We start from the raw sequence: 16,570 nt of genomic DNA, 5'->3' as shown, positions 1-16,570 counted from the left end.
TAGGATTTTGTTATTTTCTTCTTCGGGCGGGCTGCAGCACGAAGATTTTTTGTAACCATCACGTCCTTATTGTCATTAACTATAGTACCAATTTGGAAAATTTAGATAAGGACAGATGAAAATGACACTTGAAAAATTTGTGGATGCTCTCCCAATCCCAGATACACTAAAGCCAGTACAGCAATCAAAAGAAAAAACATACTACGAAGTCACCATGGAGGAATGCACCCATCAGCTCCATCGCGATCTCCCTCCAACCCGCCTGTGGGGCTACAACGGCTTATTTCCGGGGCCGACCATTGAGGTTAAAAGAAATGAAAACGTATATGTAAAATGGATGAATAATCTTCCTTCCACGCATTTCCTTCCGATTGATCACACCATTCATCACAGTGACAGCCAGCATGAAGAGCCCGAGGTAAAGACTGTTGTTCATTTACACGGCGGCGTCACGCCAGATGATAGTGACGGGTATCCGGAGGCTTGGTTTTCCAAAGACTTTGAACAAACAGGACCTTATTTCAAAAGAGAGGTTTATCATTATCCAAACCAGCAGCGCGGGGCTATATTGTGGTATCACGATCACGCCATGGCGCTCACCAGGCTAAATGTCTATGCCGGACTTGTCGGTGCATATATCATTCATGATCCAAAGGAAAAACGCTTAAAACTGCCTTCAGACGAATACGATGTGCCGCTTCTTATCACAGACCGCACGATCAATGAGGACGGTTCTTTGTTTTATCCGAGCGCACCGGAAAACCCTTCTCCGTCACTGCCTAATCCTTCAATCGTTCCGGCTTTTTGCGGAGAAACCATACTCGTTAACGGGAAGGTATGGCCATACTTGGAAGTCGAGCCAAGGAAATACCGATTCCGTGTCATCAACGCCTCCAATACAAGAACCTATAACCTGTCACTCGATAATGGCGGAGAGTTTATTCAGATTGGTTCAGATGGAGGGCTCCTGCCGCGATCTGTTAAACTGAATTCTTTCAGCCTTGCGCCTGCTGAACGTTATGATATCATCATTGACTTCACAGCATATGAAGGAGAATCAATCATTTTGGCAAACAGCGCGGGCTGCGGCGGTGACGTCAATCCTGAAACAGATGCGAATATCATGCAATTCAGAGTCACAAAACCATTGGCACAAAAAGACGAAAGCAGAAAGCCGAAGTACCTCGCCTCATACCCTTCGGTACAGCATGAAAGAATACAAAACATCAGAACGTTAAAACTGGCAGGCACCCAGGACGAATACGGCAGACCCGTCCTTCTGCTTAATAACAAACGCTGGCACGATCCCGTCACAGAAGCACCAAAAGTGGGCACAACTGAAATATGGTCCATTATCAACCCGACACGCGGAACACATCCGATTCACCTGCATCTAGTCTCCTTCCGTGTATTAGACCGGCGGCCGTTTGATATCGCCCGTTATCAAGAAAGCGGGGAATTGTCCTATACCGGTCCGGCTGTCCCGCCGCCGCCAAGTGAAAAGGGCTGGAAAGACACCATTCAAGCGCATGCAGGTGAAGTCCTGAGAATCGCGGCGACATTCGGTCCGTACAGCGGACGATACGTATGGCATTGCCATATTCTAGAGCATGAAGACTATGACATGATGAGACCGATGGATATAACAGATCCCCATAAATAACCAGACAAACTTGCCTCTAGCAGGCAAGTTTTTTCTTTATGAAACCTTTGGCCCTATTTATCGTATTACGTAAAAACAGCAAAAAGGAGCTGCTTTTTATGCTGACACACGACCTATATGAAAAAATAAAGCAATACATTTCCATTTATGCTGAATTAAAATCAAAATTAAAATGGAAAGTTTCACACGATCAGATATTAATGCTCATTTCTTCTGCATATATTGTGAATAAAAGAGAGTTTGATTTTCAGCGCTTTTATGATTTGAGCAGCTATATCAAATCAAACATCGGCAGCTTCTCAACACTCAATTCACACCACCGCTTTACTGTTGCATCTATTCTGGACATTCATTTTCAGCATGAGGCAAAACAAACATTTCATACTTTTATCGATGTATACAATGAAATGGTGAAGCTAGGATATAAGCGGGATATGTTCACATACCTTTCCGCTCTGATCTTGCTCACCGGAAAATCTGAAACGACAAACCAAAAAGAACAGATGAACATGGGGCTAGCAGTTTATCAGCAGATGAAGAAAAATCATTATTTCCTCACTTCAACTCAGAATGTTCCGCTTGCCATACTGCTTGGAGAAAACGGAGAAGGTTTGCAGGCGCTACAGAAGGCGGAAACATGCTATCAGCTGCTGGCAGCCAACGGCTTTAAAAAAGGACAGTACTTACATCAGGTCAGCCATATTCTGGCCTTGCAAAGTGAAAAAGAGCCCGAAATGCTGGTTTCCGCTTGCAAACAGATATATCAATCCATCACTGAATCTGTCAAAAAACCAAAGGATTATCATTATCCAGACCTTGCTCTCCTCACATTTCTGGAAGAGCCAGATATCAAAACCGTTTTGTGCATCACTGACGAATTAAACCAGGAAAAAGCTTTTAAATGGCAAAAGGAAATGAACTTTAAAATTGCTGTCAGCCTCTATCTCAGTGAGCATATGGAGAAAAATCTGCTGATGGAATCAGGACTATACACCGCTATCGAAACAGTCATTCAAGCGCAGCAGGCAGCCGTGACAGCTGCCATCATCAGCTCAACAGCAGCCAGCCATACTCATGATGGAAACTAAAGGAGGAGAAACATGCCATACATCACATTAGAAGATCAGACACGCCTTTACTATGAAACACACGGGAACGGGACGCCGATCCTGTTTATACATGGGGTGCTGATGAGCGGACAATTTTTCCACAAACAATTTTCGGCGCTTTCTGCCAATTATCAATGTATTCGTCTTGATCTTAGAGGACACGGCGAATCTGACAAAGTGCTTCACGGCCACACCATTTCCCAATATGCCCGTGACATAAGGGAATTTCTAAATGCAATGGAGCTTGACCATGTCGTTCTTGCCGGCTGGTCAATGGGCGCTTTTGTCGTATGGGATTATCTCAATCAATTTGGGAATGATAACATTCAAGCCGCTGTGATCATCGATCAATCCGCTTCCGACTATCAATGGGAGGGCTGGGAACACGGTCCATTTGATTTTGACGGCTTAAAAACAGCGATGCACGCCATTCAAACTGACCCGCTGCCTTTCTACGAAAGCTTCATCCAGAATATGTTCGCAGAACCGCCTGCCGAGACCGAAACAGAATGGATGCTGGCAGAAATTCTCAAACAGCCGGCTGCCATTTCTAGCACGATTTTATTTAACCAAACGGCCGCTGATTACCGGGGCACCCTCCAAAACATCAATGTGCCGACATTGCTGTGCTTCGGGGAAGACAAGAAATTTTTCTCTACAGCAGCTGGGGAACACTTGCGCAGCAATATTCCAAACGCGACACTCGTTACCTTTCCTAAAAGCAGCCATTGCCCGTTTTTAGAAGAGCCAGATGCTTTTAACAGCACACTCCTCTCCTTTTTAGATGGGGTTATTGGAAAGTCATAAAGAAAAAGGAATTAGGAGATTAGGGAAAAGTATGAGACAATAAGAAGTGTGCAGTAAAATACATGAGGGAAGAAGTGACTTTATGTCTTACTATAACAAACGAAATCAAGAACCGCTGCCAAAAGAAGATGTGAGTACTTGGGAATGCACAAAAGAAGACTGTAATGGCTGGACCCGAAAAAACTTCGCCAGCAGTGATACGCCATTGTGCCCTTTATGCGGAAGTAAAATGGTCGACGGCATCCGTTCATTAGTGAATCTCCAAAACAACAGCCAAACGAAAACAAGCTAGTTCTTCCCTATAACAAATGCAGTCTCCTGCAAGCAAACAAACCCCGAACGGAGACAAAATTCTATATTTCAGAATAAAAGCCTCTCATTGCAAGAGGCCAAATACGAAGAAAGAAGCCCAAAACTGTAAACGTTTAGGGCTTTTTTGTCTGTTTCAATGGTATAATATGGATATACGGGGAGTGATAACGTGATCTCAAACCAGCAGCAAAAAGACTTGAAAAAAAGAGCTGCGTTCAAAAAGCTGAATGTTGCAATGAACTCATATGTTGAACTTCTGTTTTTGTCGGTACCTCTGATTCATATCTTTAAATGGCTCGAATCATTAGCCCTGCACCTCATCCATTAAAAAAGCCACTCAGCTTATGCCGAGTGGTTTTTATTAGTTAATCACAGAAAAGCTGTTGATGATGCCGTTCGGATTTTCCCATACTTTTTTGAAGGTCTTATTTTCAAGGCTATAGGAATAAATCGTCCGCACCTTAGCTTCACGCCCTGTTTCGTCCTTCAGCTTTTTAGCCCCCTTGGCTTCGGCAAGAAAATAAATGTTCTTTCCATCCTTAGAGAACTGAGGCTGTGCGTCAATTAACAGCTTAAATGATTTTTGATTTGAGATGATGCTTTCATATTTTTTCGTATCCGCATTGAGCATTTGAATAGAAGCGGTTTGCTCCGTTCCTTTTTGCGTATATGATGTGAATAAAATACGTTTATCATCAACAGAAACAGCAATATCGCTGATAAATTGGTTCAGGCTTTTCAGCTCATTAAATTTATTTTGGCGGCCTTCCGCAAAATGAATCGTTGTCGGTTCTGGGTCGATGCCCTTTTCGTTTGCTTCATCTGTTTTCTTGTAGTCTTCTTCTACAGAATAATGAAGCAATGCAAATGAATCGTTTTTTTGGTTATAAAAGAAGCTGCTGACGGTGTTATCCTGATCATTAGCGGCAGGATAAAGATTTTTGTACTTTTTCGTTTTCAGATCAAAAGCGGCGATCCGAAAATTGCTTTCGTCCGCTTTTCCTAAGCGGAAATAGATGGTTGAACGGTCCTTGGATAAAAACAAACTGTCCGCACTCTCCGCGCCTTTATAAAGCACCGTCTTTTTATTAGACTTTAGATCCAGTTTAAAAAGCCTCATTTCATTCTGTTCATTATTGCCCGTATAATAGAGCACCTGCTGTTTTTGATCCAAGGCAAATGCCGGATAGCTGGTCAGCTTCTCCTCATGGATCACCTTGTCATTTTCATAATACTTTGTCAGCAGATCCGTATCTGTAATTGAAACCAGCAGCTCATCACCGCTTTCGGTATTGACTGAAACATCAGCAGCCTTCTCATGGCCTTTATCCTTTGCAACATAAAACGCAACTCCAGCGGCAGCTGCCGCTATTATCACTGCTAATAATAATATGATTCTTTTTTTCATCTTTTATCTCCACCAATAGAAAAAGCAAGAATGTGACTTCTTGCTTTCCAGATTATATATGTACATTAATAGCTGTAATGCCCCGCTACTTTACCTTTGCTTAATGGGTATCCAAGCGCTTTAAACGCTTTAGGGCTAACATCCAGCACTGCATTAGGCATTCTGCCAACATCATTTTTATAAACCGTAATCACCTTTTTAGGCTTCGCTTTTGCATAAGCTCTGATTTTTGTCCCGTTTCTAGGAACATCAAATCCGATTTTGGTCGCACAATCCCAATGTCCAAGTTTCTTACCTGAAGAGCCTTTTTTCCCGACTCCATTATACCAAGTAATATTTCCGTTCACATGTTTCGCACTGGCATCTGATGAAAAACTAAAAGCTCCCAAAGTACTTCCTACTAAGATAAAAGCGGCTAAAATGACTTTCTTCAACATTTCGTCCCCCTGTTTGTTAACATCTAGGAAGATTATACACGATCAACCAGCTATTTTTTATTTCAATATCCTTACAGTAATGTTACAAAGTCAAAAAGTTACCTCTGCTAAATTAAACCATGGAAGATTATCCTATTATAATAGCGGTATTAGCGTTATAATTATTGATAGAGTAGTTGTCGCATTCAATATGAACGAACCATTACCGTATTGTTCAAACCAAATTCATAGCTATGTAAACGATTGATACTCTCATATAAAGAAAAAAGAGTGTGCGAGACCCTTTTTTCTTCAAAGTTTCTTTTTTCAAAAAAACGTAGATTATATTATATAAAAATTTCATTTCTTTTTTGGTTTTAAAAATGGCGATTTTGTGAACAGTTCATATTGACCGGTGCGGAATTACTCACATCAAAAGTTATAGGAGTGGTAATCCATGAAGGCAGCAAGATGGCATAACCAAAAGGATATCCGTATTGAACATATCGAAGAGCCAAAAACGGAGCCGGGAAAAGTAAAGATCAAAGTCAAATGGTGCGGCATCTGCGGAAGTGATTTACACGAATATCTGGGCGGCCCGATCTTTATTCCGGTTGACAAACCGCACCCATTAACAAATGAAACGGCACCTGTCACAATGGGGCATGAATTCTCCGGTGAAGTTGTCGAAGTCGGAGAAGGCGTTGAAAATTATAAAGTTGGAGACCGCGTTGTAGTCGAGCCGATTTTTGCTACACACGGCCACCAAGGCGCCTACAACCTTGATGAACAAATGGGATTCCTCGGCTTAGCCGGCGGAGGCGGCGGTTTCTCTGAATACGTCTCTGTAGATGAAGAGCTTTTGTTCAAACTTCCTGATGAATTATCATATGAACAAGGCGCGCTCGTTGAACCTTCTGCAGTTGCTCTATACGCTGTCCGATCAAGCAAACTCAAAGCAGGCGACAAAGCGGCTGTATTCGGCTGCGGCCCGATCGGACTTCTTGTCATTGAAGCGCTGAAGGCTGCCGGTGCAACTGATATTTACGCTGTTGAGCTTTCTCCTGAACGCCAGCAAAAAGCTGAGGAGCTTGGCGCGATCATCGTTGATCCGTCTAAAACAGACGATGTAGTCGCTGAGATTGCAGAACGTACAGGAGGCGGTGTTGACGTAGCATTCGAAGTCACTGGTGTCCCAGTGGTGTTACGACAAGCCATCCAGTCCACTACAATTGCCGGTGAAACCGTCATCGTCAGCATTTGGGAAAAAGGTGCTGAAATCCATCCGAACGATATCGTAATCAAAGAACGTACAGTAAAAGGAATTATCGGATACCGCGACATCTTCCCGGCTGTATTGTCATTAATGAAAGAAGGCTATTTCTCAGCCGACAAACTCGTAACGAAAAAAATCGTACTAGATGATTTGATCGAGGAAGGCTTCGGGGCTCTTATTAAAGAGAAAAGCCAAGTCAAAATCCTTGTCAAACCTAACTAATTTGAAACCAAAAAGAATCCGCACTCGGGTGCGGATTCTTTTTTTAATTATCCAATCACTTCAGCCCCAGAATCCTTCTTTGCCCCGCCGTGATCATAAGCGCGGAAGTTTTCCTCCAGCTGCTCAAGCGAAAGACCTTTCGTTTCCGGTAAAAACTTCTTCACAAACAGGACAGAGCAAATTCCTAATCCAACGAAGATAAAGAACGTTGTGGACAGCCCGATAGCTGCCAGCAATATCGGAAACGTGAAACTGACTGCAAAATTCACCATCCACAGACAGAATACCGTAACACCCATTCCCAGTCCGCGAAGGCGAAGCGGGAAAATTTCAGATAGCATCAGCCAAGTCACTGGTGAAATGGCGCCCTGCTGAAAAGCAAGAAATGTGACCGTTAATGACAGGACTACATACGGAAGTGCCGGTGATCCTTCAAGTACAAGTGAGAATATCCCGATTAGCAATAATGCTGTTGTCGTACCGATCAAGCCTGTCATCAGCATCGGCCGGCGCCCCACTCTTCCCAGCAGCCAGATTCCGACGAATGTTGCCAATACCGAAATCACGCCATTCGCAATATTTCCGATTAAAGCGGCTTCCGTTTGGAAACCGGAATTTCTTAGAATTTCAGTCCCATAATACATAATCGAATTCACACCTGTAATTTGCTGTACAATCGCAATCCCTAATCCAATAAACACAATACGGCGCACCCATGGGACTGAAAGATCTTTAAACGTCGCTTTTTCAAGCTGATCTTCTTTTTTGAAAGCGAATTCAATTTCTTGCAGCTCAGCTGCTGCCCGTTTTTCATCCCTGATTTTTTTCAATACACGTAAAGCATCTTCTTTTCTTCCTTTAGAAACAAGCCAGCGGGGACTCTCGGGCATTCTGATCATGCCGAAAAACAGGAACAAGGCTGGAAGTGACGCAATGACCAGCATAAACCTCCACACATGGGAGTTGTCTCCCATTGTTGTTCCAAGGATCGCATTAAAAACAAAGGCCAAAAGCTGTCCTGATACAATCATCAATTCGTTCTGCGTCACCATCCGTCCCCTGCTTTCCACAGGAGACATCTCTGCTAAATAGGCAGGCACCGTTACGGATGCACCCCCAACCGCAATACCGAGCACAAAACGGGAAATAATCATGACCGTAACATTTGGTGCAAACGTACACCCAATCGTTGAAATAAAAAATATAACAGCGAGGAACAAAATATTTTTGCGGCGGCCGTTAAAATCAGACATCCTGCCGCCAAACACAGCACCCAGTGCCGCTCCAAAAAGAAGTGAACTGGTGACAAGGCCCTCTGTGAAGGCATTGAGATTAAGCTGATCCGGCTCTCCCATATACGGCAAAGCTCCATTGAGCACACCGGTATCATAGCCAAAAAGAAGCCCGCCGAAAGTGGAGACTAAAATAATTGTACGTAAAAATGACATTTGATTGCCTTGTTTATTCATACTGTTTCCCCCAGTCTTTTTCAAAATGCGTATGTCAAAAACTCATTCCAGGGCTGCTGCCTTCCTCACATTTCGTAAGCAGGCTTCAGAAAATAGTTGTTCATGTTTTTATCCAATAACCTCATAACCTTCCCTTCTTCTTAGCATGTCAGTCCCAATGGAAGCGATTTCATTTCTCGCTAAAAGAGCAATGGTCATTTCTTTGTGCATAACCTTGTAAATTTGGCATTTAATAGTCACTTGATAGTTCAATTGTAGTGATATGATAGTGACATTTTTGTTATATCTGATATTATCATAATTATAAAAACGTTTTCAGTCAATATAAATTTCTGAAAATTTTTTACTCTATAAAAGGAAAATCATCAATTCAAGGGGAAAATGGACGTTTTTCTTCATAAAAGTGTGTGAATCAAGTCAAAAATCCTGTGATTTTCTATTCATATCGATAAATGAGTAAGTGTTGGGTAACTTCACCTACTTTTCTCTGTAAAATCAAACATTCGTTCAATTGTTTCAGACTCAAGATAAAAGGAAATAGAAAAGAAAAATAAAAGAAGGCTGGCTTAAGGGAGGCAACCAAAATGAATGAGGGTTATATCATTGCAGGCCTTTTATTATTGACAGCGGGGATGATTGATTTTTTATGGACCACGTTATGGTTAGAGAGCGGTGCAGGCCCGATCACAAGATGCCTGTCTGCCTGGCTGTGGAAGGGCTGCCGCAAAATCAGCGGTGACCACGCAAAGGTTCTAAGTATGGCTGGTCCTCTGCTGTTATGCCTGACGTTAGTGATATGGATTAGTCTATTTTGGGGCGGGTGGGTTTTGATTTACTCAAGTGACCCTCAATCACTTATGGAAACTCAATCAAAAGAACCGGCTTCCTGGTCAGACCGAATTTATTTTTCCGGCTATGTCATGTTTACATTAGGAAATGGCGACCTCGCTCCGAACGGAGGCCTATGGAAGCTTGTCACGATTATTGAAACAGCTCAAGGACTGCTTACCATCACGTTTTCTGTCACGTATTTGATTTCCGTCTTGAGTGCGGTTAATCAAAAACGCTCCTTTGCCCAAAGTGTATTAAGTCTAGGGCATGACGGAACAGAAATCGTCCATAATGCATGGAATGGCAAAGATTTTCACGACATTGATTTTCTTCTTATCGCTGCCTCATCAGAACTGGGAAAGCTGACCGCTCAGCATAACGCCTTCCCCATCCTTCATTTTTACCACAGCACGCAGCATCAGGAATCATCCATTATAGCTGTTGCTGTATTGGATGAGGCTCTAACCATTTTCAAATACGGAATTCCTGAACAATATCAGCCGAATCAGCTTCATATCAAAGAAGCGCGCTCAAGTATCAAAAACTATCTAGATACCGTTCATACTGCCTATATCCATCCTGCAGAACAAGCGCCGCCGGAACCAGACATCTCAAAGCTTCAACAATCAGGCATACCGGCTTTATCAAAGCAAACATTTCAAATTGCCGTCAATTCAATAAAGGAACGTCGTCAATTGCTGCTGGGAATTATCCAAGCGGGGGCTCGAAAGTGGCCTGTTCAGGAGCAAGCAATAGGTAACGCTTATTCTCCTAAATAAAAAAGTCCCGAGTGCTGATCACTCCGGACTTTTCACTGTATGAGTCTTACACAAGCTTCTGGCCGCAATTCGGACAAAAATTGGCTTCGCCCGTTTTTGTTCCGCAGTTTGGACAGAAATTCGGTTTGCTTCCGCTGCCAGTTGACTGTGGGCCTGATGACTGTGCCTGCTGATTTTGATTCATTTGGTTCATCATCTGATTGGCCATATTCATTCCCATCATCATTCCAGCCATATCCGAAGCCGCTCCGCCTCCGCTCATCTTTCCGGATGCCATTCCATCCGTCATTGATATTTGCTGGTATCTGTTCACATCCCCAACCATACCGTAGGAAGCGTTCTTTGTAATCATATCTTGAACCTCTTGAGGATAATTAAAGCTCATGATTTGAAAACCAGTGACCGTCATCCCGTCGCTTATTAATTGCATATCTAAGTCCTCTTGAATTCCCTTGGCAATATCAAAAGCGTTTGCTTGAAGATTAAACATATCTTTCCCTTCTCTTGTGATCCACTTCATGAGAAGCTGATCCAGAATAGAAATGATACGGGTTTTAATATCCTCTACAAAATATTGATCTTTCACGCCAGCGATTTTATCAATCAGGCTGATATAGTCCTGCACCTTGAAATTAAATGTGCCGTTTGCGCGAATGGGCATCCCGCCTGGCATTCCCGCTGCCGGAATATTTATCGCCTGTTTTGTTCCCCATCTTACGGTAAATTCCTTCGTATTGACAAACAGCACCTCAGCTCGCATGCCGCTGTTAAAGCCAAACTTAAAGCCCTTTAACGTTGAAAGGAATGGAATAATTTCTGATTCAATATCATAATCGCCATCATCTTGAAAGACTCCTTCAACCCGCCCATTGTTCAAAAAGACAGCATCCTGTCCGGGACGAATGATTAAACGGCTCCCTTTTTTGATTTCACGATTGTTCCATTTATAAAAAATCATATCATCTCTAAATTCTTCCCACTCTACTACATTCGCTAATTGATTTCTGAAAAACGACATTACGCCTCTCCCTTTCTCTATTTCTTACATTTAAAAACTGCCCCGGCTCCCACTGTATGACGTGCCGCCTTTCGTAACACCGCCATCGCTGCCGCTGTCTTTATCTGATGGTTTTCTTTCTCTTGTTACAGTCGTTCTAATATAAGTGTCGTATTGATCAATCACATCAGACGTACGCTGATCCATATATGTATTTCCATTAACCGTTACTTTGCCGCCTGCATGATAAAGCATGATTGAAACCGCAATTCCCCCGACTGCGATGGCAGCAATCAGCTGAAACCACCATGTAAAGAATATGTTGTCAGGGTTTACTCCCGGTTTTATGCCCATATCTTTATAGGAAAGCTGAATATATGTCTCAAAAGCTTTAAAATAATTTTCATTGGATAAATCAGATGAAATCGTATTTCTGATGCTATTGAGCCTGCTGTTGTCCAAATACTGTTCGGCTTTTTTGAAGCCTGCGATAAACACTTCTCTGTTTGTCATATCAATCGTCAGAATGGCTGTACTGCCTTTTCCGTAACGATCATAAAAATCGCCGGTATAGTCTGCAATATCTTCACCGTTTGTGCTTTTGGTCGTAATAATGATGAAATCAGTGTCCCTCTTTGCACCCAGCTCTGCCGAGAGAGATTCAAGTTTTCCGATCTCCGCTTTTGACAATAGATGAGCGCGATCGTACACATGCTGCTGCGATTCAGAGGCTCTTGCCGCTTCGATACCCAGTAAAGGCATCATGATGAAAACAGCCAGCACAACAAAGATCGCTTTCCCAAAAAATCCACGCATCAAAATCCGCCTCCCATCATCAATGAGACGAGCTTCAACGCAAGAAATGTCCCGCCTGCTATTCCGCTAAACCATGCAGCCACTTTTCCTCGACTGATCGGCGGCTTTCCAACGACCTTTCCTGTTTGCCCGTTCATCGCAAAGATATGCTCCGCTCTTTCATAATCGTAACTGACCATCCAAACAGGAAGCAAAACGTAAAAGCTGTTCACGTTTTTCGTGTGAATATGTTTGTCCCTCACATTGACTGACGTATATCCGGAAAAAGTAGAATGGATGTATGAATCTATATAACTGCTGATTTTCTCTTTTGCCCTCGGAAAAAGCTCCTCATCGGTATAATTGTACTTTTCCGCAATATAACCGGCCAAATATGCCGTTTGAAAGTCCTTCAGCTCTTCGTATGAATAAGGCTCCAATTTGTCCATTAATTCGTCTTTCATTTTTTCAGAGGCATCGACAGGGATTTTCAAATAATCGAGATTGATATCACGAAACGCTTCAAAGTGCTCTGTTTCCGTGCAAATATAATCCCCTTCTTCATATTGATGGACTCTGGTACAGTTTGCTCTCACCTGTACTTCACTATTTAAATCAAACATCCAAAATGGAATATACATGCCGGTGATGCTTTTGATACGATCAGCAGACATGAAACCTCTTGGTGTCAGAAGGCCTTTTTTGCACCACTTTCGAAATGCCTGCTCCGCTTCTTGCTTGCTGATTGTAAATGGAATGACCTTCGCCGGCGCCAAATGTCCTGATAAACGATCGGCAAGTATTGCAGCACCTCCGCAGAAGCTGCACGTCGTTGCTGTCGTTTCAGCTTCCGTGATCAAAATGGCACCGCAGTTTTCACATTGATATTCTTTTGCTTCATCATCAGAAAACCGTGCCGCAATGTTTTCTTTCGGAAGGCTTTCAATATTGTCCTGTCTTCCGCAGCTGCTGCAGGATAACGAGCCGGTTTCACTGTCAAATGCCATATCACTGCCGCAGTTCGGACACTTATAAGATATTATCATTACCGTTCCCTCTCACATCTTATGATAAAATAACGCCGCAGCCGAAAGCTGCGGCCTCCTATGTATTACTTATCGAGCATCATTTTCGCTTTTAACGCCGCAAGTTCATCATCAACCTGGCTTGAACCGCCAGTGTCATACTTTGCAGTCAGATCAGCCATATCATCCTGCGGAGCGCTGTTCAGTTCAGCCATTGCATTGGCCTGATCAAGTGCCTTATTTACTTTGTCCTCCATTCGGCCGAATGCAGACATTGATTGGCTTGTACTTGAAACAGAAGCGCCTAGTTTGTTCATTCTTTCTTGCGTTTTCGCTACTGCCCACTTCGCCTTGATCATATTTTTGCGTGCTTCCAGCTCTCCAATGTCAGATACCAATTTGTCATGCATCTTTCGCATCTGTGCGGCATTGGTTGCAGCAATTTGATTCGCCGCCTGCAGCTCAGAAAGCTTTGATTCCAAAGATGTTTTTCTTTCAAGGAACTTTCTCGCATCGCCCTCATTCCCGGCTTGCAGCGCCTTCATTGCATAGCTTTCCATCTTTTCCATATCCGCCTGGCATTCGTGATATTCTCTTTTTGCTCTCTGCTCCTCGGCCATAACAGCTGCTGTTTCTGCCTTAACCTTAGCCAAATCGCTATTCATGTTTCTTAAATATTGATCTGCCATTTTCTCCGGATTTTCAGCCTTGTCCAATAAAGCATTGATATTCGCAGACATAATATCTTTAAATCTTCCAATTATACTCATCATATCGTTCCTCCTAAAGCTATTCGGTAACCCTTGTTACATATACTATTTATTATCGTTAAAAGTTTCACTTTTTTAATAAAAAATGACATTTCAAACGAAAAATATACAACTTTTTACCTGAACAAAAATGTAAGTAATAAAAAAAGATGCCCCCATAAAGTCCAAAGACTTTCAAGAGACATCTTCAATGATTTACAAAGAAACTTCAATCTCATCCATGCTTGGCAGTGCATCAATCGCTCCAATTTTAGTGCAGACAAGAGCTCCGACCTTATTGGCAAACGCCACAATCTCACGCAGTTTCACAAAATCAGCATCTACAGATTGAATCTGATCCGTATTTGCCAATTGATATAAAGCCGCACCGACAAAAGCATCTCCCGCCCCTGTTGAGTCAATTGATGTCACAGGAATGCTTGGAATGATTTCACGGTCTTTTCCATTGGAAAGAAGCGTTCCGCTTTTCCCAAGTGTCACAGCGACAATGTTGGCTCCGATCTCATGAAGGATCGCAACTCCCTTTTCATGATCCTTCACACCGCTTATAATCTCAAGCTCCTCGTCACTGACTTTCACAAAATCACTTACAGCGATCGCTTTTTTCGCAACACTTACAAACTCTGAGACTCTTCCCCTCCATAAATCTTCACGGTAGTTAGGGTCAAACGAAATAAACTGTCCATTGTCTTTCGCAATCGACATCAGCCGTAAATAGGCTGAGCAAAACGGATCCGATAACAGTGCCGTCGCAGAGCCGAAATGAAGAATTTTCGCTTCGTTTAGTTTTTCCTGGTCAATATCCTCCAGCGTAAACAAAGCGTCCGCGCCTCTATTAAAAACAAAGTCACGCTCTCCATTTTGTTTTAATGAAACAAAAGCAAGCGTTGTAGGCGCTTTCTCATCCATGACAAGCATTGAGGTATCCACCTGTACAGCGTCCAATGTTTGCTTGAGAAAATACCCAAACGGATCCTTGCCTACTTTTCCGCTGAAAGCGGCGTCTCCGCCCAGCTTGGCAATCGCTGCTGACACATTCGCCGGTGCACCCCCGGCACTTTTCAAGAAATGGCGCCCTTCCTTTAAATCAACGTCGACATCGGTACAAAAGAAATCAATTAACAATTCTCCAATACAAACTACAGAATGACTACGCATATTATCACACTCATTTATAAAGTCTAGATTACAGTCTCAGTATATTACTTTCTGCCATAAATACAACATTGAATATTAAAAATTTTACATATATTTATCTCGCAGACCTTTGCTCCAGCTCAGAGATGATGTGTTTATATCTTTTTTCCGTTAAAGGATAGAAGGCGATAAGAATAATAGAAAGCAAAATGAAAAATCCCGGAATCAAAGCATTCATATTTTTAATCGCATTCAATGACGCAACTGTCTGGTCTGTATTCGCCACATACCCGGCGATTCCTAAATAGATGGCCGAAAATGACCCGGCCAACGCCACACCCAGCTTATTGATAAAGCTCATGCTCGAAATCACCACACCATCCGCGCGAATTCCGGTTTTCCATTCCGCATAATCGACACAATCCGCAACCATTCCCCAAGCAAGCGTATTTAAAGGCGTTGTGAAAAATCCCGAAGCGAAAAGCCAAATGAAAATGAGTGGAATTGAAGAATACGGCGTAAAATGCAGGCCGGCATAAGAAATAAGCGATAGAGCTGCCGTGATGATCATGACTTGTTTTCTGCCCCACTTCTCAGAAAAGAAAGGAATAAACAAATTACTGATCAGCGCTGCCCCGAAAAATAAAACGGTGCCCATAAACACGAACTCTTTATGGTTGACGTTATACGTAAAATAATACACCATCGTGCTGAGCTTAATATTAAACCCGATCGCAAAAGCCAAAAATGATGAAATTAACATAAGCAAGGGTTTATTTCGGAATAAAACGGATAACGTCTTTTTGATCCCTTGTTTTTTTCTCTTTTTAGGCTGAATTCGCTCCCGTACAGTAAAGAAACTAAATAGATTCAAAACGATGCTGACAGCCGCATAGATGAGCGCCGTCATCTGAAATCCAAATGCCTGATCCTCTCCTCCGATAGCAGTTGCAAGCGGTGTCGCACAGGAAATGGATAAAAGAATGCCGATATACACCAAAATCATCCGGGTTGTGGTTAGAACCGTTCGTTCCTCCACCGAATTCGTCATCCGCCCCGTTAAGCTGTTCACCGGGATCGTTTGCATACTAAAGGACATCCCAAGCAGAATATAAGTGACATACGCATATACCATATTTCCGGTCTCACCGAAATGAGGCGTCGTGAAACATAAGAATGTGAATAGCGCAAAAGGAAATGCCACCCACAGCAAATAGGGCCTTGCTTTTCCCCACCTTGTATTCGTTTTATCTAAAATCAATCCCATGATCGGGTCAAAAATAGCATCCAGCACACGCACAACAAGAAACAAAGTTGCGATCACCGCAGGCTGAATGCCGCCGACGTCTGTATAATAGAATAATAAGTATGCGTTTACAAACTGAAAGATAATATTATACGACATATCGCCGAATCCATAGCCGATTCGTTCAAACCAGGACAGTCCGGTACTGGATTTTGACTGATGCTTCACTTTCATTGCCGTTACTTTTTCTGTTTCAATCATCATTTCCCACCCCAAGAATCCGTTTTCATTTCCAGTAAACAAGAGGG

16 protein-coding genes are annotated in these 16,570 nt (G+C 42.7%); 7 read left to right on the top strand and 9 right to left on the bottom strand.

From position 1 onward, the window contains the following. The first annotated feature begins 121 nt into the window (after positions 1-121). From cotA to MKX71_RS03425, 5 genes are all read left to right on the top strand, one after another. Positions 122-1,663 carry an outer spore coat copper-dependent laccase CotA gene (gene cotA / locus MKX71_RS03445; protein ID WP_014479048.1) on the top strand — a complete coding sequence of 514 codons (1,542 nt, stop codon included), beginning with the start codon at positions 122-124 and terminating at the stop codon, positions 1,661-1,663. Positions 1,664-1,761: 98 nt separating this feature from the next. Then, positions 1,762-2,751, top strand: a complete 990-nt coding sequence (locus MKX71_RS03440; RefSeq protein WP_277736954.1) for a DUF4003 domain-containing protein — start codon at positions 1,762-1,764, stop codon at positions 2,749-2,751. 12 nt (positions 2,752-2,763) lie between these two features. Beyond that, positions 2,764-3,579 (top strand): alpha/beta hydrolase, encoded by an 816-nt coding sequence (locus MKX71_RS03435; protein ID WP_116316326.1) that lies wholly within the window; start codon positions 2,764-2,766, stop codon positions 3,577-3,579. 82 nt (positions 3,580-3,661) lie between these two features. Then, positions 3,662-3,871 carry a cold-shock protein gene (locus MKX71_RS03430; protein ID WP_003234008.1) on the top strand — a complete coding sequence of 70 codons (210 nt, stop codon included), beginning with the start codon at positions 3,662-3,664 and terminating at the stop codon, positions 3,869-3,871. Positions 3,872-4,060: 189 nt separating this feature from the next. Next, entirely contained in the window at positions 4,061-4,219 is a 159-nt protein-coding gene (locus MKX71_RS03425) for a hypothetical protein (RefSeq protein ID WP_029726582.1), read from the top strand. 33 nt (positions 4,220-4,252) lie between these two features. Here the strand turns inward: MKX71_RS03425 and MKX71_RS03420 are convergent, their stop codons facing one another. Further along, positions 4,253-5,299, bottom strand: coding sequence for a PD40 domain-containing protein (locus MKX71_RS03420; RefSeq protein WP_131227173.1), 1,047 nt, complete (start codon positions 5,297-5,299; stop codon positions 4,253-4,255). Positions 5,300-5,364: 65 nt separating this feature from the next. Continuing rightward, positions 5,365-5,736, bottom strand: a complete 372-nt coding sequence (gene walM / locus MKX71_RS03415) for a cell wall metabolism protein WalM (RefSeq protein WP_003234013.1) — start codon at positions 5,734-5,736, stop codon at positions 5,365-5,367. 436 nt (positions 5,737-6,172) lie between these two features. On the opposite strand from walM, the gene bdhA reads away from it, so the two are divergent. Next, the gene (bdhA, locus tag MKX71_RS03410) at positions 6,173-7,213 is read left to right on the top strand and encodes a (R,R)-butanediol dehydrogenase (protein ID WP_219144802.1); all 1,041 of its coding nucleotides are present in this window, start codon (positions 6,173-6,175) and stop codon (positions 7,211-7,213) included. A gap of 47 nt (positions 7,214-7,260) precedes the next feature. Here bdhA and iolT read toward each other — a convergent pair whose 3' ends face one another. After that, complete coding sequence (gene iolT / locus MKX71_RS03405; RefSeq protein ID WP_019712787.1) at positions 7,261-8,682, bottom strand: myo-inositol transporter IolT; 1,422 nt, start codon at positions 8,680-8,682, stop codon at positions 7,261-7,263. Between the two features lie 584 nt (positions 8,683-9,266). Between iolT and MKX71_RS03400 the strand changes: the two genes are divergently transcribed. Beyond that, a complete protein-coding gene (locus MKX71_RS03400) occupies positions 9,267-10,292 on the top strand; it encodes a potassium channel family protein (protein ID WP_003234030.1) in 1,026 nt (341 codons plus the stop codon). A 46-nt stretch (positions 10,293-10,338) separates the two neighbouring features. Here MKX71_RS03400 and MKX71_RS03395 read toward each other — a convergent pair whose 3' ends face one another. The 6 genes from MKX71_RS03395 to MKX71_RS03370 all read right to left on the bottom strand — a co-directional run bounded on the left by MKX71_RS03395 (position 10,339) and on the right by MKX71_RS03370 (position 16,523). Further along, positions 10,339-11,310 carry an SPFH domain-containing protein gene (locus MKX71_RS03395; RefSeq protein ID WP_003234032.1) on the bottom strand — a complete coding sequence of 324 codons (972 nt, stop codon included), beginning with the start codon at positions 11,308-11,310 and terminating at the stop codon, positions 10,339-10,341. A 30-nt stretch (positions 11,311-11,340) separates the two neighbouring features. Next, the gene (locus MKX71_RS03390) at positions 11,341-12,105 is read right to left on the bottom strand and encodes a YgcG family protein (protein WP_015252670.1); all 765 of its coding nucleotides are present in this window, start codon (positions 12,103-12,105) and stop codon (positions 11,341-11,343) included. After that, positions 12,105-13,130, bottom strand: coding sequence for a TFIIB-type zinc ribbon-containing protein (locus tag MKX71_RS03385; RefSeq protein WP_015252671.1), 1,026 nt, complete (start codon positions 13,128-13,130; stop codon positions 12,105-12,107). Before MKX71_RS03385 ends, MKX71_RS03390 begins: the two co-directional genes overlap by 1 nt. A gap of 65 nt (positions 13,131-13,195) precedes the next feature. After that, entirely contained in the window at positions 13,196-13,879 is a 684-nt protein-coding gene (locus tag MKX71_RS03380) for a PspA/IM30 family protein (protein ID WP_015715426.1), read from the bottom strand. A 195-nt stretch (positions 13,880-14,074) separates the two neighbouring features. Further along, the gene (locus tag MKX71_RS03375) at positions 14,075-15,037 is read right to left on the bottom strand and encodes a carbohydrate kinase (protein WP_029726586.1); all 963 of its coding nucleotides are present in this window, start codon (positions 15,035-15,037) and stop codon (positions 14,075-14,077) included. Between the two features lie 94 nt (positions 15,038-15,131). Next, positions 15,132-16,523: an MFS transporter gene (locus tag MKX71_RS03370; RefSeq protein WP_029726587.1), complete on the bottom strand. Its 1,392-nt coding sequence runs from the start codon at positions 16,521-16,523 to the stop codon at positions 15,132-15,134. Positions 16,524-16,570 lie beyond the last annotated feature (47 nt).

The sequence above is a fragment of the Bacillus sp. FSL M8-0071 genome, assembly GCF_037975455.1.
Lineage (GTDB): Bacteria > Bacillota > Bacilli > Bacillales > Bacillaceae > Bacillus > Bacillus subtilis.
This window is presented reverse-complemented; position numbering and strand designations above follow the sequence as displayed.